Below are 19,816 nucleotides of genomic sequence, written 5' to 3' on the forward strand. Positions count from 1 at the left end.
ACAAGCTAAGTCGCGCCGACGATAGGTCATTCCCAGAACGGTGGCTCGCCTTGGGCGAGCCAGCCTGTGCGGGTGTCATGCCACCAAGTCGGATCTAGGGCGCGAAGATCGTAGACCGGCGCAAGCCCTATTCACCGCCGAAATCCTCGAGCGAGAGGGGAATACAAAGAGCGCGTGGCCCACCGCCAACGCGACGGGCTGGCCCCGACCCGGGTTGAGCACCAACCAGGCGACGGGGATAACCACCATCGATCAGCCGCGGGCCATACGATCAGCAACGTGAATGCTGGGTGGCCGCTAACCGGCCGACACGAGGAACTGCGCAGCGTAGTCGACACCGTCCTCGGCGATGCGCACCGCGGCGTCCTGATCGCGGGCAACGCCGGCGTGGGCAAGACACGCCTGGCCCGCGAGGCAGCCACCGACCTGGCCGCACGGGGCTGGGCCGTACGGCGCGTCGCCGGAACCTCGGCCGGTCGTGCGATCGTCATGGGAGCGTTCGCGAGGTGGACCACTTCCGCAGGCACGTCCAGATCGGCTCAACTGGCCGAGGTCGTCAACGGGCTGAAGAGCGAAGCGGGCGGCGCACCCTTGCTGGTGATCGCCGACGACGTGCAGTGGCTCGACGAGCTGTCGGCCCTCGTCCTGCACCAACTCGTCGTGCACGAACTCGCCAACGTCATACTGACCTTGCGCAACGGCGAGTCCGCGTCGGACACGGTGTTCGCGATGTGGAAGGACGACCACCTGTTCCGGTTGGATCTGCGACCGCTCACCCGACCGGAATCGGATCGCCTGGTGCAACTCGCGTTGACCGGACAGGTACCCGCCGACTTCCTCGACCGCGTTTGGCGGCTGACAGCGGGCAACGCCCTGTTCCTGCGCCACCTCGTCGAGCAGGAACAGACCTCGCAGCGGTTGACGGCGGACGGTGACGCCTGGCGGTGGGTCAGCGGCCCGGTGGCGACGCCGTCCCTGGTGGACCTCATAAAACTCCAAATCGGTGACTTACCAACCGAACTGCGAGACGTCGTCGACCTGGTCGCCGTCGCCGAGCCCATCGAGTGGTCCTATTTGAGCACGCTCGTCGAGTCGGAGCTCGTCGAGGCTGCCGCCGACCGCGGCCTGATCGAGGTCACCCCCGACGGCGCGATCATCCGGGCCGGCCATCCGCTCTACACCGAGGTCCGCTGGGAGGAGTGCGGCCCGGTTCGTCTGCGCAAGCTTCGCGGCGTTGTCGTGAAGGCCATGTTGGCGCAACGAACCGGGCGGCCGGCCGATCCGCTGCGGCTCGGGACGCTCTGGCTGGATTCCGATCTCGATCCCGATCCCGATGTCTTCGCGGCGGCAGCCCAATGCGCCTGCGCACGACTGGATCTCGCAGCCGCCGAACGACTGGCACGCGCAGCGTTGGCCGCCGACCCCAACGACGACGCGCGGATGCTGCTCGCCTACGTGCTTCACCTCAGCGGCGACGGACCCGAGGTGGAAGCGCTCCTCACCAACGTAGAGCCGAGCTATCCGACAACGGGATTCGTCAACGCGGTCACCCTGCGCGCCGCCAACCAGCTGTGGGTCCTGCGTGAGCCGGTAGAAGCTCGCGACATCGTCGAACGGGCCCTTGGGAACAGCCAGGGCGACACCTCCCACGTGCTGCGTGTCTTCCATGCATTCCAGGAGGCCATGGCCGGCCAACCCGCAGCGGCCCGTCGGGACGTCGAGGCCTCCGACCTCAGCCGGCTCGACCCGTTCGGGCAGGTGATGGGTCGCTGCGCCGAGACTTTGGCCGCCGGCGACATGGGACATGTGCGAGACGCCAGCGCGTCCGCCGCGGCCGGCTACGCCGTCATCGAGCAGGCACCCCAGGATTCGATCCACGAGTTGGGGCTCGCCGAACTGCACGCCCACGCCCAACTCCTGGCGGGATACCTCGACGCGGCTGCCGCGACCGCGGATTTGCACTACGTGAGGTGCGCCGACGTACCGGGTTTGACCAGAGCGATGGCCCTGGCCATGGTCGGCGCTACCGCGCTCGGACGCGGAGACCTCCCTAGGGCGCTCCACCACCTGGACGCGGGCGGAGCCGAAGCAGACGACAGCGACATCAACGGTACGTTCTACCGGTTTCGGGTCACCCACGTCGAGACGCTGGCGCGGGCGGGACGGGTGCGCGCCGCCGTCGCCCTCCTCGACTCGACGACCGCTGGCCGCCACGCCGCGTACGAGTACGTAGACCCCGCCCACCAATTGGCGAGGGCCTGGGTGGCAGCGGCCCGAGGGCGGATCGACGAAGCACGCAACATCTGCTGTCGCGCAGCTGAACTCGCGCGCGAGCGGGGCCAGTGGGCGAGAGAAGTGCTCTGCCTGCAGACCGCCGTGCAGTTCGGGTTCACCGCCGCCGAGGAGCGGCTGACCGCGCTCACCGGACTCGTAGAGGGCCCGCGGGCACAGCTGGCCACCCGCTACGCCGCGGCGTTGGCGGCTGCAGACGGAGTGGCGCTGGACGCGTCGTCGGTGGAGTACGAACTGATGGGCGACCGGCTCGTCGCTGCCGACGCGGCCGCGCAGGCCGCCGCCACGCATCGTCTCGCCGGCCGCCGAGGCAGCGCGTTGACGGCGAACTCGCGCGCGCAGCAATTGGCCAGGCAGTGCGGCGGCGCCGATAGCCCCGCACTCCATTCGTCCCGCATTGCGCTACCGCTCACCCAACGCGAGCATGAGATCGCTCTCTTGGTGGCCGCGGGCATGTCGAACCGCGAGATCGCCATCGCGACGTCGCTCTCTATCCGCACCGTGGAAGGTCACGTGTTCCGCGCGACCGTCAAGGCAGGGGTCAGCGGGCGGTCGGAGTTGTCGGCGCTGATCAGCGCCGACAACCCGTGACAGCCTGACGAGCTGCGGTCAGTCTGGCGGCGGCGTGACGGTCACTGTGACGGTGGCTTCGGCGTCGTTGCCTCTGAAGCCCTTGCTGTCCCACACGTCATACGAGAAGGTGAACACGCCGGTCTGCCCCGCAGGTGGCGTGTACACGATCACGGAGTCTTCCAGGCTGATGTTGCCCTGCGTCAGATTGATAGTGGCCGCGACCACGCCCACTGAATCCCCGTCCGGGTCGGAGTCGTTGGCGGTCACGTGGATGGTGATCGGCGTGTCTCGGGTGGTCGTGACGTTGTCGGGGTTGGCGACCGGCGCATGGTTGATGTTGACGTGGACGGTGCCCGTGGTGCTAATGGCGCCCTCGGAATCCCTGACGGTGTAGGTGAAGCTGTCGGTGGACGCCGGCCCTCCGGTCGACCGGTACGTCACGCTGCCGTTGGGATTGAGCGTGGCAACGCCGTGCGCGGGCTGCGTGATCTCGACGCTGGTCCCAACGATGGTCGAATTGCCTTCTGCATCAGTGTCGTTGAGGAACGTCCGGATGCTTCTCGTACTGCCCTCGTTGACCTCGATCGTGTCATCGACCGCGACGGGAGCGTCGTTTACGGGGGCGATGCTCACCGTGACGGTGGCGGTATCGCTGAGCGCACCCAAGTCGTCCCTCACGGTGTAGGTGAAGCTGTCGGACGTCACCTCGTCGCCGTTGGACTGATAGGTGACGGTGCCGTCTGCGTTGACCGTGACGGTGCCGTGTGCCGGTTGGGTGACCTCCACCGACGCGGGGTTCAGAGTCGAATTGCCGTCCGGATCCGTGTCATTGGCCAGCACTGCGATGACCACCGAGTCACCCTCGTCGACCGTCGCAGTATCCGGATTGGCCACGGGCGCACCGTCGTTGACGGGATCAACGGTGACGGTGACCGTTCCGGTGGCAGTGTGCCCCTTCCCGGTCAACAGGCCCAGCAGACCGTGCACGTGAAATGGGCTCGAGGTGTCGGTGATGGTGTAGCTGAACGTGTCGGTGCCGTAGAAGTTCGCATTCGGGGTGTACGTCACCGTGCCGTCGGAATTCAGCACGGCGGTTCCGTTCCCCGGCTGGGTGACGCTGGTGACGGTCACGTGCCCGTCATCGTCCCTGTCGTTGACCGCCACGTCGATGGTCGTCGAGGTGTCCTCCGAGGTGCTGACCTCGTCGACCACCGCGGTCGGGGTGTGGTTGAAGAACGTGCGGTGGATCTCGCGGCGCACCCAACTCAGCATCGCCCACAACAACGGCGGTTGGGCTGGAGCCGTCGGCCCGGGTGCGATGAACGGCGAGAGAAAAAGGGACACCAGGCTGGACGCGAAGTGAACGATCGTTCCCGTCGGGGCCAGAGGCGCAGCGGGGGCCAGTGCGAAGGAGGTGGCGATCTGGTGGTCGGTGTCCGACGCAGCAATCTCGGGTACGGCCACCTCCTCTTGCGCCGCGGTGAGTCGCGCGACGAAGGGCGCCGGTGCTGCCGACTCGGGTTCGGTCTCCACAGGCTCTGATTTCGCGGCCGCGGCCTCCGTCGCCGCGTGGCGTGCCACCACGACGGGATCGGAGGCTGAATCCCGCTTCGCCGCTTCAGTTTCCAGTGCGGGCACGGGTTCCGTCGGCGCGGCTTCCGGCGCGGTGTTCGGCTCGGGTGTGCTCGGATCCAGCTCGTCGGCACTGCCGTCGTCGGCTTCGTCCTCGTCGAGGTCGTCGCCAGCCCCGTCGTCACCGGGCGGCGGGGCGCCGGCGTCGGTGGACTGCCCGTGGTCGTTGACCGACGTGTCCGCACCTCCCGAGCTACTTACCTTCATTTCGCCGGTCGACGGCGGCTGCGTGGGCTCCCCGGCAGCTCCCGGGGACCCGCCCGCGGCCGATGGCGGATTCGGTTGCACATCTGGCTGGTCGGCCGCGCTGGGCGCCGACTCGCCTGACGAGGTGTTGACGGCAGCCACGTCGTCGTTGGCCCCAGAGTCGTCGGCGCGGGCCACACCCACACCGTGACCTGTGGCGATCGCGACACCCACACCCAGGGCGACCGCCAACGCACCGACCCGGCCGATGTAGCGGCCACAGCGTCCCAGCGTTTCCGTGTCGGTCGACGTTCCTATCGCAGGCAAGGCACCGCCCATTTCTTGCTACCTCAACTCACCATCCGACTACCTGGGATCTCCCGGCGCGTGTGAGTGATTCTCGAACCGCTGGCAGCAAACAGGACCCGGTGCCGACTACCTAAATATCGCCGCGTGGACTACCTAGCCCCCGTCCACCTACCTAGCGCCAAACCGGGCTGGGCCGGATACAACGGCCGCGCAAGCTGGTGGCCGCCGCCGGGCCGGCCAGCAGATCCGCCCGAAATCGGCGCATTCTGGACCCGATGAACTACAGGAACGTGATGCCCACGAACGGGATCAGGACCGAAGCCATCTTGATGCGACCGTCGCCGCACGCGGCGTCGAAAGCCTACGCAGCTGAGGGGCAACCACGCGGTCACGTGTCATTGATCCACCCGAAACTGCGGTGAGATCGCGAATTTTCGCGACAACGCGATCTGTCCGCAGTTTCGACGCGTCAGACTCAGGGCTGGCCGGGCAGAAGTCGAATCATCAGTCCGTTCGCCTCGGCGAGCAGCGTGCCGTCGGGATCGCGGAGTTCGGCGTTCACGAACGCCTTGCGGCCCTCGGTCTCGCGGATCCACCCGCGTGCGGTGAGCGTCGTGTCGATCGGTGTGACGTTGCGGTAGTCGACGTGCAGGAAGCCGGTGCGGCTGATCGGCCGCCCCGCGGCGTGGATAACCATGCCGAACACCGAGTCGAACAGCAGCGGAAGCACACCGCCGTGCACGGCGTAGTTGCCGCCGACGGAGAAGCGGCTGAACTGCACGCTCAGTTCCACGCCGGCCGGCTCGAACTTGATGACCCGGTACGGCGGCATGAGCAGGCTGCCGGAGCCGGGCAATGACGGAACGCGGTTGGCCGGGCCGACACCCTCGGCGGCGTCGAACGGGTCAAGCAGTTTGACGAGTTCCTCCGCGCGGTCGGCGGCCTGCTCCCAGGTGTCGACGTCCGGATTGGCAGACACCGCGAGGTCCTGCGCCCGGCGCATCGCGGTCAGGAACCGCCCGAATCCCGGCCCCGGCTCAGCAGCCTCGAAGTTGGGGAATCCGCCGTGTTTGTCGTATTCCGGGTCGACTAGCCGTGGGTCCTCGCTGGTCTGCTCTTCGCTCATTACCGGAGTCTTCTGTTCTTCGCGCAAGCGCTCATCACCGGGGAGCCAACACGTCGCGTCGCACGATCGTCTGGTCCCGACCCGGGCCGACGCCGATGCACGAGACCGGCGCACCGGCGAGTTCCTCGAGGCGCAGCACGTAGTCGCGGGCCTTGGCCGGAAGATCGTCGAACTCACGCGCGTCGGAGATGTCCTCCCACCAGCCGGGCAGTTCCTCGTAGATCGGTTCGGCGCGGGCGATGTCGCTCTGGGTCATCGGCATCTCGTTGGTGCGCTTGCCGTCCACGGTGTAGCCCACGCACACCGGCACCGTCTCCAGGCTGGACAGCACATCGAGCTTGGTCAGGAAGTAGTCGGTGATGCCGTTGACCCTGGTGGCGTAGCGGGCGATGACGGCGTCGAACCAGCCGCAGCGACGCGCGCGGCCGGTGGTCACGCCGACCTCGCCACCGGTCTTGGCCAGGTAGGCGCCGTGCTCGTCGAAGAGCTCGGTCGGGAAGGGGCCGGATCCGACACGGGTCGTGTAGGCCTTGAGGATGCCCAGCACCGTGGTGATGCGGGTGGGTCCGATGCCCGAGCCCACCGACGCGCCGCCCGCGGTCGGATTCGACGACGTGACAAAGGGATACGTGCCGTGGTCGACGTCGAGTAGCGTGCCCTGAGAACCCTCCAGCAGCACGGTCTGGCCGTCCTCGAGAGCCTCGTTGAGCAGCAGCCGGGCGTCGGCGATGCGGTGCTTGAAACCCTCGGCCTGCTCGAGCAGTGCGGTGACGACCTCGTCGGGGTCGAGCGCCTTGCGGTTGTAGATCTTGACCAGGACCTGGTTCTTGAACTCCAGGGCGGCCTCGATCTTGTGGGCCAGCTGATCGGGATCCAGCACGTCGGCCACCCGAATGCCGATACGCGCGATCTTGTCCTGATAGCAGGGCCCGATACCGCGCCCCGTCGTTCCGATCTTCTTGTTGCCCAGGTAGCGCTCGGTGACCTTGTCGATGGCCACGTGATAGGGCATCAGCAGATGTGCGTCGGCTGAGATCAGCAACTGCGATGTGTCGACGTCGCGGTCCTCGAGCCCCTTCAGCTCGGTCAGCAGAACACCCGGATCGACCACCACGCCGTTACCGATGACGTTGGTGACGCCGGGCGTCAGGATTCCCGAGGGGATGAGGTGGAGTGCGAAGTTCTCACCCGTGGGAAGTACGACGGTGTGGCCGGCATTGTTGCCGCCCTGGTACCGCACGACCCACTGCACTCGGCCGCCGAGTAGATCGGTGGCTTTTCCCTTGCCCTCGTCGCCCCACTGGGCGCCGATGAGGACGATTGCCGGCATGACATTTTCTCCCGCTGTCTCCCGCACGTACTGGTTTCAGTACTGTGTGCAGCCGGTGAGCTACCTTATCCGACCTGATGCCCGAGTGTTTGCACGGAGCCTTCAGACGCGAGGAGCGAGTTGATTCCCGATCCGAGTGACCCCGAGTTCGCGGTGTTGCGATTCGGCGACCGGCGGGTCCCGCGGGCTCTGCGCGACATCCCTGCCTCGACGGTGACCGCACCGGCCGATATCGACGCCGCGACCGGGTGTCGACGTGTCATCGTCGTGGGCTCCGACGCCGATCTGGCCGCAGTGCTGACCCGTCTGCTCCGCACCGACCGCCTCGACGTCGAACTCGCCTACCTGCCACGATGGCGCACCGCCGCGACCCGCGCCTACGGGTTGCCCACGGGGCGGCGGGCCGTCCGGCTGGCCCGAGGGGGCACCGCACAGCGGGTGCCGCTGATCCGCGACGACGGCGGCCACGCCCTGGTGGGCGCGGCACTGTGGGTGGGTGCGACCGAGTTCGACAACGGTGCGCCGACGGCGAGGCTGCACGGTGAGGCCGTCGTCGACGACACCGTGCTCTTCGATGGCGAGGTGACCGCCATCCGCGTCGAACCGATGCGGGTGCAGCCGGGGCTGCGAGCCGCCGCACTCAGCGGACGCATGCGACCCACGCGGTGGGTGAGCGGGCGCGCCGCGCAGCTCGGGACGCCAGGAGCGTTCGTGGTGCGCGACGGCGAGACCGTCACCCGATCGATGCGCCGGTCGACGTTCTACCGGCACACGACCGGCTGGCTGGCCGTCCGGTGACGATGCGCTGACGTAGCTTCGTGTGGTGAACATCCGCCCGCTGCGCCAGTCGGTGCGCCCAAGCCCGATCTTTCTCGCGATCGTGGGGATCACGGCGATCGGCGGTGTCATCGCCTGGTTCGCGGGCATGTACCGGACTCCCCTGGCCTATGTCGGCGTGTTCGTCTTCGTCATCTTCGGATGGCTGGTGTCGTTGTGTCTGCACGAGTTCGGCCACGCGTTCACGGCGTGGCGCTTCGGCGACCACGATGTCGAGATGCGCGGGTACCTCACCCTCAACCCGCTGAAGTACTCGAACCCGCTGCTGTCACTGGGCCTGCCGGTGCTGTTCATCGCGCTTGGCGGGATCGGCCTTCCCGGCGGGGCGGTGTACGTGCGCACATCGTGGATGACCAAGCGCCAGCGGACACAGGTGAGCCTCGCGGGCCCTGCGGCCAACGTGGCGCTCGCCGTGCTGCTGCTCGCCGTGACCCGGCTGATGTATGACCCCAACCACTCGGTGTTCTGGGCCGGTGTGGCGTTCCTCGGCTTCCTGCAGGTGACCGCGGTGATTCTGAACCTGCTGCCGATTCCGGGGCTGGACGGCTATGGCGCGCTCGAACCGCACCTGGCGCCCGACACGGCCCGCAGGCTCGAACCCGTCAAGGCCTGGGGTTTCATCATCCTGCTGGTCCTGCTGATCACGCCGCTGCTCAACCAGTGGTTCTTCTCGGTGGTGTTCTGGTTCTTCGACCTGTCCGGCGTGCCAAGCCCCCTGGTCGCCGCGGGTAGCGGACTGACCAGATTCTGGTCTGCCTGGATGTAACCGGGACGTTTGCAATACATGCGACTTCGCGCATATATTGCTGACATGAGCGCGGGTCACGATCACAGCCACGGCGGCGCCGACGTCCGTGTGAGCAGGATGCTCATCGCGGCAGGCGTCCTGGCCGTCTTCTTCGTCGTCGAACTGAGCACCGCGCTGCTGATCAACTCGATCGCGCTGCTCGCCGACGCGGGCCACATGTTGACGGACCTGGTCGCGATGTTCATGGGGCTGACGGCCGTTCTGCTGGCCAAGCACGGCCCCGCATCGGCCGCCAGGACGTACGGCTGGCATCGCGCCGAGGTGTTCACCGCCGTCGCCAACGCCGCACTGCTGCTCGGCGTCGCCGGTTTCATCCTCTACGAGGCGTTCGAGCGCCTCGGCGACGCACCCGACGTGCCGGGCGTCCCGATGATCGTGGTGGCCCTGGCCGGCCTGGCCGCCAACCTGGTCGTCGTCCTGCTGCTGCGCTCGCAGTCCGAGAGCAGCCTCGCGGTCAAGGGCGCCTACATGGAGGTCATGGCCGACACCGTCGGCAGCATCGGCGTCCTGATCGCGGGCATCGTCACGGTCACCACGGCCTGGCCATACGCCGACATCGTCGTCGCCGTCCTGGTCGCGCTCTGGGTGCTACCGCGAGCCTTCTCGCTGGCCCGGGCGGCCCTGCGAATCCTGTCGGAGTCCTCACCGAGCCATATCGACGTCGACGAGCTGCGGACGGCCCTGGCCGCCGTCGACGGCGTGACCGGCGTGCACGACCTGCACGTGTGGACGCTGGTGCCCGGCCGCGATATGGCGACCGCGCACGTCACGTGCAGCGGCGACGCGGTACAGGTCCTGGAGGGCGCGCGCGCCGTGCTGGCCGCACGCGGCCTGGAACACGCCACGGTTCAGGTGGAGCCGCCCGAGAACGCGGGCGACTGCGACGAGCACACCCACTGCTGACCGGGTCGGTCAGGCGAGGCCCAGCTGCGCACGCGCGCTCGGATCGCAGTCGTCCAGCAGGTCGACACACCGCGCGACCTCATCGGTCTCACCGATCGCATCTGCGGCCCGAGCCAGGGCCGCTACGCAGCGCAGGAAGCCACGGTTGGGCTCGTGGGCGAACGGCACCGGGCCGAAGCCCTTCCATCCGTTACGGCGCAACTGGTCCAGGCCTCGGTGGTAGCCGGTCCTGGCATAGGCGTACGCCGTGATTGCCCTGTCGTCGTCAAGGGCTTGTTCGGCCAATATCGCCCACGCCACCGATGCCGTCGGATGCGCGGCCGCGACGATCGATGGGTTCTCGTCTGCGGCCAACGCCGCCTCTACCTCGATGTCGCCAGGCAGCAGCACCGGCTCTGGCCCCAGAAGGTCACCCATTCGCGTCATGGGCCTATTGTGCCGTGCGGGCCCAGGCGTGGTCACAGGCGATGCCCGATGCGGGTGGATAAGCTCAGCTGGACCGTTTCGAGGAGGATTGAGACTCACATGTCGAACCCATCGGGGCCCGGCGGGGACCAGCAGTCCCCCTCGGACGACGAGCCCACCGCCGCACGCGAATCCGAGGCGATGACTGAGGCCTTCCCATCCGCCGAAACTCACGCCGCCGACGCCACACCGGGCGAGACCCCGGAGCGGCGCTTCACCGCGCCGTCACCGTCGGATGCCGGACAGACCCAGATCATCGGCACGGTGCACGAACCCGCCACCGAGATCATCTCCATGCCCGAACAACCCGCGGACGTCGCCGCCGCGTCGGCGTTCACAGAGCCGATCGCGCACTCGAACGTGGCTGGGCCACAGGTCATTCCGGGACGCGGCGGCACGCCCAAGTCGCCCGGCAGTCGGCGCAGCTGGGGTTGGGTCGTCGCGGTCGTCCTGGTGATCGGCGCGCTGGTGGCGCTCGCGATCCTCGGCACCGTCCTGTTGACGCGCGACGAGGCTCCGAAGGTGTCGCAGCAGGACATGGTGAAGCAGACGATCCAGAACTTCGACACTGCCATCCAGAAGGGTGATCTAGCGGCGCTGCGCAGCATCACCTGCGGCGACACGGCCGTCAGCTACGTCCAGTACAACGACGCACAGTGGCGCGACATCCACGGCAGGGTGGCCGCGGCGCGTCAGTACCCGGTGGTGGCCAGCGTCGACCAGGTGGTGGTCAACGGGTCGCACGCCGAGGCGAACGTGACGTCGTTCATGGCGTACGACCCGGCGACCCGATCAACCCGGTCCTTCGATCTGGAGTTCCGCGACGAGCAGTGGAAGATCTGCCAGGCCCCCCAGTAATCCCCGCGATTTCGGCGCGTTTTCGTTCGCCAGGCGACGGTTTCCGCGCCGAAATCGCTAGGGACTAGCCGGCGGAGACGCTGCGGCCGCTGCTGTGCAGGTCGTTGCAGGCTTCGATGACGCGCTCGGTCATCGAGGCCTCAGCCTTCTTCAGGTAGCTGCGCGGGTCGTAGACCTTCTTGTTGCCGACCTCGCCGTCAACCTTCAGGACGCCGTCGTAGTTGGCGAACATGTGCGCGGCGATGGGCCGAGTGAAGGCGTACTGCGTGTCGGTGTCGACGTTCATCTTCACGACGCCGTACTTCAGCGAGTCCTCGATCTCGGACTTCAACGAGCCCGAACCCCCGTGGAAGACGAAGTCGAACGGCTTGGAGCCCTCGGCAAGTCCGAGCTTGGAGGCGGCCACCTGCTGGCCCTGCTGCAGGATGTCGGGGCGCAGCTGCACGTTGCCCGGCTTGTAGACGCCGTGGACGTTGCCGAACGTCGCGGCCAGCAGGTACTTGCCGTGCTCGCCGACGCCGAGCGCGTCGATGGTCTTCTCGAAGTCCTCGGGTGTGGTGTAGAGCTTGTCGTTGATCTCGGCCTCGACGCCGTCCTCTTCGCCACCGACCACGCCGATCTCGATCTCGAGGATGATCTTGGCCTCGGCCGACAGCTTCAGCAGCTCCTTGGCGATCTCGAGGTTCTCATCGATCGGCACCGCCGAGCCGTCCCACATGTGCGACTGGAAAAGCGGGTTCTGGCCCTTGGCGACGCGCTCGGCCGAGATGGCCAGCAGCGGACGGACGAAACCGTCGAGCTTGTCCTTGGGGCAGTGGTCGGTGTGCAGCGCGACGGTGATCGGGTACTTGGCGGCCACCACATGCGCGAACTCGGCCAGCGCTGTCGCACCCGTGACCATGTCCTTCACCCCGAGTCCGGAGCCGAACTCGGCGCCACCGGTCGAGAACTGGATGATGCCGTCGCTGCCCGCGTCGGCGAAACCCTTGATCGCGGCGTTGATGCTCTCGGATCCGACACAGTTGATGGCCGGGAACGCGAAGGAGTGCTCCTTGGCACGGCCCAGCATCTCGGCGTAGACCTCGGGCGTGGCGATGGGCATGGGGATTCCTCCTGGAGTTCCAGCGTCGACCGTGTGACAAGGGCAGTATCTCAACACCCGCAAGTGGGCGACACCTCAGGGTGAGACCGTCAGCACCATCCGGTAGCGGGCCCTGCCGGTGTCCATCGCCTCATACGCCTCGGCGGCCTGAGACAGCGGCCGTTCCTCGATGACAGCCCGGACACCCGACAGCACGGCGAAGGCCATGGTCTCCTCGACATCGCGCGACGTACCCGACGGGTGACCCGACACCGATAGGCCCGAGGTGATCAGCTGCAGCGGACTGATCGGCAGGTTGTCCGGAGTCACGCCGATGATGACGAGTTCACCCTGCGGCCCCAGTCCCCCGACCGTCGCGCCCATCGCCGCCGAGTTCGCGGCCGTCGCGAGCACCACCGCGGCACCACCCAGCTTCTGCAGCTCCGCCGCGACGTCGGACGCCTTGGAGTCGATGTAGTGATGGGCGCCGAGCGAGCGCGCGTCCTGCTCCTTGCCAGCGCCACGGGCGATGGCCACGGTCTCAAAGCCCATCGCGCGGGCGAACTGCACCCCGAGGTGGCCCAGCCCGCCGACGCCGAGCACTGCGACGAGGTCGCCGGCCTTCGCCCGGGTGCTCCGGAGCCCGTTGAACGTCGTCACACCCGCGCAGCCCATCGGTGCGGCCTCCACGAACGACAACCCCTCGGGGATGCGGGCCAGTGCCGTGGCGGGCGCGGTCAGCGATTCCGCGTAGCCCCCGGCGTAGTGCAGACTCGGTATCTGGAGTCGCTCACACTGCATGAACTGTCCCTTGCGGCAGGGCACGCAGCGGTTGCAGTTGCCGCCGAACCAGCCCACCGCCACGCGGTCGCCGATCTCGAAGTCCTCGACACCGTCACCGAGCTCGGCGATGGTTCCGGCCACCTCGTGCCCGGGTGTCACGGGCCAAACCATGCCGGGAAAGCCCCCGTTGACGATGCCGTGATCGGTGCCGCACACGCCGCTGGCCAGCACGGCGATTCGGACGTGACCCCTCGGCGGCGAGCTGGTCTCGACATCGGTGAGCGTCAGCGAAGCACCAGCTGAGGCCACGTGGACGGCCTTGTGTGTGGGCATTCGTCGATGCTATTCCCGTCGGCCCCGTCGCGGACCGCAGTTTGCACGACGGCCGAGCATTCACTGGCCGCCGGTATCCTTGGGCCCCGTGACCACCACGAACCTCGCGCTGCTGCCGGACTACATGGATCCGCTGAACCTCATCGGATACTTCGGTGCCTGGGCGCTGGTCGGCATCCTCGTGGTGATTTTCGTCGAGTCGGGCGTGCTGTTCCCGATCCTGCCCGGTGACTCGCTGCTCTTCGTGGCCGGCATGCTGGCCGCCGGCAACGCCGCCCAGGACGTCGCGGCGCAGGCGAACTTCCAGCTGTGGCAGCTGCTGGTGTTCATCCCCATCGCCGCCATCCTCGGCGGCCAGGTCGGCTATTGGATCGGTCGAAGCGTCGGCACCTCGATGTTCAAGCCGGACGCGCGGATCCTCAAGCAGAAGTACCTCGACGAGGCACACGTCTTCTTCGAGGAGCGTGGCCCCTTCGCCATCGTGCTGGCGCGCTTCGTCCCCATCGTGCGGACCCTGGCGCCCATCACGGCGGGTGCCGCCAAGATGAGCTACCCCAAGTTCGCGCTGTTCAACATCATCGGCGCCGTCGTGTGGGGCGTTGGCCTGACCCTGCTCGGCTTCTGGCTGGGCAGTTTCGAGATCATCCAGAAGCTGCTGGAGCCGATCTTCATGCTGATCGTGCTGCTGTCGGTGCTGCCGATCTTCATCGAGTGGTTCAAGCGGCGCAGGGCGGCCAAGCGCGCCGGCATCGTCGGCGAGCCGGCACCCGAGCAGCCCTAGAGTTCGAGCGCGACGGCCAGCTCCCGCAGCGCCGGCCGCGGGTCGATCACCGGGCTGTCCCCCAACACCTGCAGCACGACGTGATCGGCCCCCGCGTCGAGGTGCGCCTGGACTGACGCGGCCGCCTGCTCAACCGAGCCCATGCCGACGAGCGCGCGTGCCAGCTGGTCGGAGCCACCCGGAACCAGGTCGGACTCGTCGAAACCCTGGCGCAGCCATGAGTTCCGGTAGTTCGGCAGGGTGCTGTAGACGTTCAGATGTCCGTGCGCCCATGCCAGCTGTTCCTCGGCTGTGCCACCGACTGCCACGGCCTGCTCGGAGACGATCCACTTGTCGGGCCCCAGGATGTCGCGCGTGACGCGGGTCTGGGAGGGCAGCACCAGGTAGGGATGGGCTCCGTCGGCGTCTGTGCCGGACAGTTCGATCATCTTGGGACCCAGCGCGGCGAGCAGTCGGACAGGCCTGCCCGCGCCGGGCTCGATCGCCTCGGGGACGGCCGCCATCTTCTCCAGATAGCCGCGCATGGTCGCCAGCGGCTTGGCATACGTGCCACCCATGCCGTGTTCCACCAGCGGGGCGTGGCTGACGCCGAGTCCGAGAATGAACCGCCGCGGGAACAGCGCGTTGATGGTGCGGGCGCCCGTCTCGGCGGCCGAGGGGATGCGGACGTGAATGTTGGCGATGCCGGTGCCGACGACCAGCCGCTCGGTGGCGTTCAGGAACGCCATCGACTGGGTCAGGCACTCCTTGCCCGTCACCTCGGGGATGAAAAGCGAACCAAAGCCCAGGGATTCGATCTCACGGGCCACCTCGAGTGCATCAGGCATGGCCCACGTCTCACTGGCCCACCAGACACCGACGCGGCTGGGGAAGTCGATGTCAGGGCGCGAAGGGGTCGTCATCCCCCGATGTTATGCCTTGAACCTTCCGGCGAATCCCCGCAGTGGCACGTCGGCGCTGGTGAGGAGTCCCGGCGGTGCCGCCACCACCGAGGCGATGGCGTTGAGCGCGGGCAGACCGGTGACGGTCATGCCGATCGAGGCGAAGTTCTCGGGGTTGGACAGGTCGACGCCGGGCTTGGGGAAGATCATGTGCTTGTTGTAGATGCACGGGTCACCCTTGATCTGAGTGATGTAGCAGCCCTTGATATCCCAGCTCGGGTCGGTGTGCGGGGTCATCTGCCACTCCAGGTGGGTCTCGACCCTCGGCACACCGTTCACCATGCCCTGGTAGCGGATGTAGTTGCCGCCGAGCGACCCCTTGGGCAGGGTGTACCAGCCCAGGTCGACGTCCTTGGTGCAGGCGCCGAGTTCGTAGCTGAACTTGACCTCGTCGAGTTCCAGGCCGAAGCAATCGGCCATCATCAGCACGCTGTCGGCGAAGACGCGGGTGTACTTCTCCAGCTTGCCCGGGATCGACGGATCGTCAACGGGCAGTCCGTAGCCGACCTCGATCCAGGTGTCCTTGCTGTGGTGACACGAGACGTCGACCGACTCGATGGTGGTGACGTTCTCGATCTCGGCGACATCGGCCGAGCACACGACGCCGAGGATCTGGTTGACGCCCGGGTTCATCCCGGTGCCGTAGAAGGTGGACCCGCCGCGCTCACACGCCTGCGCCAGCAGCTGCGTCACCGGCATGCCCGAGGGATGTGGATGGTTGGTGTCGCGATGCCAGCCGGTGATCCAGTCGGCGGTGGTGACGATGTTGATACCGGCATCGAGCACCTTGACGTAGAGGTCCTCATCAGGAAAGACACCGTGGAACGTCAACACATCGGGTTTGGCGTCGATGATCTCCTGCACCGAACCCGTGGCGACCACCCCGATCGGCGGTAGACCGACGATCTCACCGGCGTCACGACCGATCTTGTCGGGCGAGTAGCAGTGCAGCCCAACCAGTTCGAGGTCGGTGCGGTTGCCGATCCGCTTGATCATCTCGGAGCCGACGTTGCCCGTCGCCACCTGGAAGACACGTATGGGTGAGTTCATCTGACCCTCAACTATTCTCGTTGGTTGACGCGAGGTCTGCGGCACCGCCGCCGCGACCGTCCGGATAGAACTGCATGGCCCACTTGCGGATCGCGGTGAAACCCTCGTACTCCGATGTCGACAGGGCCGGCGGATCCGAGTAGCGCTGGTGGCTCCAGATGTGGATGTCCTGGGCGAACTGGCGGATGACCTCGTCGCCGAACTCCACGGCCTTCGCCTCGTGACGAGCTTGGTGTTTGGGATCGACGGACTTGCCGGGCGTGCGCCCGATGTAGACCATGAAGCGCACATCGGAGGTGGCATCGTCGACCGGCGTGACCGCGGAGATGGTGCGGTTGTCGATCATCCCCCAGCTCTTGGTCACCGCGATGCCCAGACCGCCGTTGATGGCCTCGACGCCACTGTTGATGTCCTCGATCCGCTGGCCGTCATCGCCCTCGAAGGTGATGGTGAAGTCCACGTAGGACACCGCGTCGGCGAAGTCGTGGCGGGTGAACACCGGCACGATCGGCGTCTTGTGCACGAACTTGAAGTGCGCGAAGTCGACACCGTTCTCGAGCACGTACTGCGGGTGCATCTCGAGGGTCTCGCGGTACAGGCGCTGTTGCGGGTAGTAGTCGGCGGCGCTGCTGCCGTCGGAGAAGCTCGCGAAAACGTCGGGTGCCTCGAAGAACGGCTCGCGACCCGCCACGTCGTGCCAGATGTAGATCGCCTCGTTGCGCTCTGCCACCGGGTAGGTCCGCATGCGGCGGCCCCGGTTGGGGCGCGACTCGTACGGGATACAGACGTTGCGGCCCTCGCTGTTCCACTGCCAGCCGTGGAACGGGCATTCGATGACCTCGCCCTCGACGTGGCCGCCGAAACCGAGATGGGCGCCGAGGTGCTCGCAGTAGGCGTTCATGACGGTCACCTGGCCGGACGCCGAGCGCCACGCGACCATCTCGGTGTCGAAGTACTTCATGGCGTGCACTTCGCCGACGCCGACCTGGTCTGACCACGCGACCTGAAACCAGCCGGTCGGCTTCATCGAGAGTGGCGGTTTGGCCATTCGACAAGAATCACAGAGGGCTCTACGATTCGTCAAGTGCCTGGGAAGATCGTGGAGCCGACCGAGCCCCGACGGACAAACCGTCGCGGCGAGGCGACCCGCGATGCCATGCTCGACGCTGCGCTGCGGGCACTGGCCACCGGCGACGCGTCCGCCGCGTCAGCCAACCGCATCGCCAAGGATGCCGGCGTCACCTGGGGCGCGGTGAAGTACCAGTTCGGCGATATCGACGGGTTGTGGGCCGCCGTGCTGCGCCGCACCGCCGAGCGCCGTGGGCAGGTCGACTCGCTCTTCGCCCAAGCGCTCATCGGCACCCACTCCCACGCCAATCCCGCTGCGCCCCTTGCCGAACGCGTAGCGGCGATCATCGACCTGCTGTTCGACGGGCTCAGCGCGCCCGACTCACGGGCCATCGAGACACTGCGCGCGGCGTTGCCGCGTGACGGTGACGAACTGGAGCGACTGTTCCCGCAGACCAGCGCCGAGCTGCAGTCGTGGGGCCGCAGCTGGATCGAGGCCTGCCAGACGGCGTTCGCCGGCGTCGACGTCGACCCCGAGCGCGTCCGCGAGGTCGCCTCGTTCATCCCCGGCGCGATGCGCGGCCTTGCCTCGGAACGTCAGCTCGGTTCCTACTACGACCTCGAGCTGGCCCGGCGCGGGCTGACCAGTGCGATCGTCAACTACCTACGGGACTCGCGGCCCCAAGCACCTCAGACCTGAAGCCGGCCCGACAGCAGGTGAGCCTGCTCGAGCAGCAGCGTGCCCAACTCGTGGTGACGCTCCGGCTTGAACCGCGTCTCGACGCCGGTGAGGCTGAGCGCCCACGCTGGCCTGCCGCCTCTGTCGAACACCGCCGCGCCGATGCCCCAGCTGCCCTCGACGATCAACGCCGGGTTCACCGCATAACCGGTGTGCCGTGCGGCAGCTATGCGCGCACGGATCGCCGCCTCGGAATGCGCGGGCCCCCAACCTGATTCCGGCTGGACACGGCTGAAGTACCCGTCGACGTCGCGGTCCGGCAGATGGGAGAGGATCGTCAGACCTGCACTGGCCACGCCGAGCGGGAACCTGATCCCGACGTGCAGCACGTGCGAACGCAGCGGGAAGCTGCCCTCCTCACTGAGCACGCAGACCGTCTCATCGCCACGCCTGGCCGAGAAGAACGCGCTCTCACCGGTCTCGCGAGCCAACCGCGTGATCGCGGCACGGGCCTGGTCTGTCACGTCGTACCGATAGGCGGCGCCCACCCCGAGGAGGTAGAGCTCGGGCCCCAGCGACCAGCGTCCCGACTTGGGGTCCCGCGCCACGAGGTGTTCCTCGGCAAGTGACACCAGCAGTCGGTGGGCCGTCGGGCGCGCGAGGCCCGCCTCCTTGCCCAGTTCGGTCGTGGACGCCCCCGCGGGTTCGGCGGCGGCGACCGCCCGCAGCATGGCGCCTACCCGCGCGACGACGTTCGCCCCCGGCGATTGTGCGACCACGGCCCCGATCCTAGACGTTCACTGAGTGAACACCAAGGCGGTGGGCGCTCACTCTGCGAGCACTTTGCAGCTCCCCGCCACGCTGGGCTTGATTCCACTCAAATGTTCGTTGTTCAGTAGCTATCAAGCGAATCGATTGGCAACGCGATGCCCGCGCCATGAGAATTCGAGCGTTTGCAGAATGAACGTGACAGTCGCGCACGAAGGAGAGCCATGTCCTCGAAGGTCTACTCATCGGCCGCCGATGCCGTCTCCGACATCACCGACGGCGCAACCCTCGCGGTCGGCGGCTTCGGATTGTGCGGCATTCCGGACCAGCTGATCGAGGCCATCGCAGCATCGTCGGCAACCGATCTCGAGGTGTTCTCGAACAACTGCGGCGTCGACGGTGTCGGTCTCGGTGTGCTGCTGGGCCTCGGCCGCGTACGACGTGTCACCGCGTCCTACGTCGGCGAGAACAAGGAGTTCGCACGGCAGTACCTCGCAGGCGAGCTGGAGGTCGAACTCACCCCGCAGGGCACGCTCGCCGAGCGCATGCGCGCGGGCGGCGCCGGCATCCCCGCGTTCTTCACCCCCGCAGGTGTAGGCAGCCCGGTCTCCGACGGCGGCCTGCCGTGGCGGTACGCGCCCGACGGATCGATCGCCGTCGCGTCACCCCCCAAGGAGATCCGGGTGTTCAAAGGCAAGCGCTACGTACTCGAGGAGTCGATCAACGCCGACTTCGCGCTCGTGCACGCCAAACTCGGTGACACCAGCGGCAATCTCGTCTTCAACAAGACGGCCATGAACTTCAACCCGCTCGCCGCGATGGCGGGCCGCATCACCATCGCCCAGGTCGAGGAGTTGGTCGAGCCGGGCGAGATCGACCCGGCCGCAGTGCATCTCGCGGGTGTCTTCGTGCAGCGCATCGTGCACACCGGACCGCAGGACAAGAAGATCGAGAAACGCACCGTCAGCGAATCGAAGGGAACCGCCCAGTGAGCAGCCCCGAGAACAACGTCG

Annotated in this window: 18 protein-coding genes; 8 read left to right on the forward strand and 10 right to left on the reverse strand. The window is 67.3% G+C overall.

Annotated elements, in window-relative coordinates:
* The first annotated feature begins 279 nt into the window (after positions 1-279).
* Complete coding sequence (locus ACZY0X_RS03605) at positions 280-2,883, forward strand: helix-turn-helix transcriptional regulator (RefSeq protein ID WP_463768210.1); 2,604 nt, start codon at positions 280-282, stop codon at positions 2,881-2,883.
* A gap of 18 nt (positions 2,884-2,901) precedes the next feature.
* Here ACZY0X_RS03605 and ACZY0X_RS03610 read toward each other — a convergent pair whose 3' ends face one another.
* The 3 genes from ACZY0X_RS03610 to ACZY0X_RS03620 form a co-directional block, all read right to left on the reverse strand.
* Positions 2,902-5,022 carry an Ig-like domain-containing protein gene (locus ACZY0X_RS03610; protein WP_463768211.1) on the reverse strand — a complete coding sequence of 707 codons (2,121 nt, stop codon included), beginning with the start codon at positions 5,020-5,022 and terminating at the stop codon, positions 2,902-2,904.
* Between the two features lie 445 nt (positions 5,023-5,467).
* A complete protein-coding gene (locus ACZY0X_RS03615; RefSeq protein WP_463768212.1) occupies positions 5,468-6,118 on the reverse strand; it encodes a PaaI family thioesterase in 651 nt (216 codons plus the stop codon).
* Positions 6,119-6,152: 34 nt separating this feature from the next.
* Entirely contained in the window at positions 6,153-7,448 is a 1,296-nt protein-coding gene (locus ACZY0X_RS03620) for an adenylosuccinate synthase (protein ID WP_463768213.1), read from the reverse strand.
* 120 nt (positions 7,449-7,568) lie between these two features.
* On the opposite strand from ACZY0X_RS03620, the gene ACZY0X_RS03625 reads away from it, so the two are divergent.
* The 3 genes from ACZY0X_RS03625 to ACZY0X_RS03635 are packed head-to-tail and all read left to right on the forward strand — an operon-like array spanning position 7,569 to position 9,996.
* Positions 7,569-8,246 (forward strand): peptidase M50, encoded by a 678-nt coding sequence (locus ACZY0X_RS03625; protein WP_463768214.1) that lies wholly within the window; start codon positions 7,569-7,571, stop codon positions 8,244-8,246.
* 25 nt (positions 8,247-8,271) lie between these two features.
* Positions 8,272-9,051 carry a site-2 protease family protein gene (locus tag ACZY0X_RS03630; RefSeq protein ID WP_463768215.1) on the forward strand — a complete coding sequence of 260 codons (780 nt, stop codon included), beginning with the start codon at positions 8,272-8,274 and terminating at the stop codon, positions 9,049-9,051.
* 45 nt (positions 9,052-9,096) lie between these two features.
* Positions 9,097-9,996, forward strand: coding sequence for a cation diffusion facilitator family transporter (locus ACZY0X_RS03635; protein ID WP_463768217.1), 900 nt, complete (start codon positions 9,097-9,099; stop codon positions 9,994-9,996).
* 9 nt (positions 9,997-10,005) lie between these two features.
* Here ACZY0X_RS03635 and ACZY0X_RS03640 read toward each other — a convergent pair whose 3' ends face one another.
* Entirely contained in the window at positions 10,006-10,422 is a 417-nt protein-coding gene (locus ACZY0X_RS03640; RefSeq protein ID WP_463768218.1) for a DUF3151 domain-containing protein, read from the reverse strand.
* Positions 10,423-10,521: 99 nt separating this feature from the next.
* On the opposite strand from ACZY0X_RS03640, the gene ACZY0X_RS03645 reads away from it, so the two are divergent.
* Positions 10,522-11,319, forward strand: a complete 798-nt coding sequence (locus ACZY0X_RS03645) for an Rv0361 family membrane protein (protein WP_463768219.1) — start codon at positions 10,522-10,524, stop codon at positions 11,317-11,319.
* Positions 11,320-11,383: 64 nt separating this feature from the next.
* On the opposite strand, the gene fbaA is transcribed toward ACZY0X_RS03645, so the two are convergent.
* The gene (fbaA, locus tag ACZY0X_RS03650) at positions 11,384-12,421 is read right to left on the reverse strand and encodes a class II fructose-bisphosphate aldolase (protein ID WP_241401286.1); all 1,038 of its coding nucleotides are present in this window, start codon (positions 12,419-12,421) and stop codon (positions 11,384-11,386) included.
* A gap of 75 nt (positions 12,422-12,496) precedes the next feature.
* The gene (locus ACZY0X_RS03655) at positions 12,497-13,516 is read right to left on the reverse strand and encodes an alcohol dehydrogenase catalytic domain-containing protein (protein ID WP_463768220.1); all 1,020 of its coding nucleotides are present in this window, start codon (positions 13,514-13,516) and stop codon (positions 12,497-12,499) included.
* Between the two features lie 124 nt (positions 13,517-13,640).
* Here ACZY0X_RS03655 and ACZY0X_RS03660 point away from each other — a divergent pair, with 124 nt between their 5' ends.
* Complete coding sequence (locus ACZY0X_RS03660; RefSeq protein ID WP_463768760.1) at positions 13,641-14,297, forward strand: VTT domain-containing protein; 657 nt, start codon at positions 13,641-13,643, stop codon at positions 14,295-14,297.
* Here ACZY0X_RS03660 and ACZY0X_RS03665 read toward each other — a convergent pair.
* From ACZY0X_RS03665 to ACZY0X_RS03675, 3 genes are read right to left on the reverse strand one after another with little or no spacing between them, the layout of a single operon-like run.
* Positions 14,294-15,199 (reverse strand): LLM class F420-dependent oxidoreductase, encoded by a 906-nt coding sequence (locus ACZY0X_RS03665; RefSeq protein WP_463768221.1) that lies wholly within the window; start codon positions 15,197-15,199, stop codon positions 14,294-14,296. The two genes, ACZY0X_RS03660 and ACZY0X_RS03665, sit on opposite strands and share 4 nt — an antisense overlap.
* A 9-nt stretch (positions 15,200-15,208) precedes the next feature.
* Positions 15,209-16,288, reverse strand: coding sequence for an NAD(P)H-dependent amine dehydrogenase family protein (locus tag ACZY0X_RS03670; RefSeq protein ID WP_463768222.1), 1,080 nt, complete (start codon positions 16,286-16,288; stop codon positions 15,209-15,211).
* A gap of 7 nt (positions 16,289-16,295) precedes the next feature.
* On the reverse strand, positions 16,296-17,336 hold the full coding sequence (locus tag ACZY0X_RS03675; protein WP_463768223.1) for a Rieske 2Fe-2S domain-containing protein: 1,041 nt from the start codon (positions 17,334-17,336) through the stop codon (positions 16,296-16,298).
* A 108-nt stretch (positions 17,337-17,444) separates the two neighbouring features.
* Between ACZY0X_RS03675 and ACZY0X_RS03680 the strand changes: the two genes are divergently transcribed.
* Positions 17,445-18,056 (forward strand): TetR/AcrR family transcriptional regulator, encoded by a 612-nt coding sequence (locus ACZY0X_RS03680; RefSeq protein ID WP_463768761.1) that lies wholly within the window; start codon positions 17,445-17,447, stop codon positions 18,054-18,056.
* On the opposite strand, the gene ACZY0X_RS03685 is transcribed toward ACZY0X_RS03680, so the two are convergent.
* Positions 18,047-18,814, reverse strand: coding sequence for an IclR family transcriptional regulator (locus ACZY0X_RS03685; protein ID WP_463768224.1), 768 nt, complete (start codon positions 18,812-18,814; stop codon positions 18,047-18,049). The two genes, ACZY0X_RS03680 and ACZY0X_RS03685, sit on opposite strands and share 10 nt — an antisense overlap.
* A gap of 213 nt (positions 18,815-19,027) precedes the next feature.
* Between ACZY0X_RS03685 and ACZY0X_RS03690 the strand changes: the two genes are divergently transcribed.
* Positions 19,028-19,795, forward strand: coding sequence for a CoA transferase subunit A (locus ACZY0X_RS03690; protein ID WP_241401291.1), 768 nt, complete (start codon positions 19,028-19,030; stop codon positions 19,793-19,795).
* The last annotated feature ends 21 nt before the right edge of the window (positions 19,796-19,816 follow it).

This window comes from Mycobacterium sp. IDUB_39 (genome assembly GCF_055419205.1).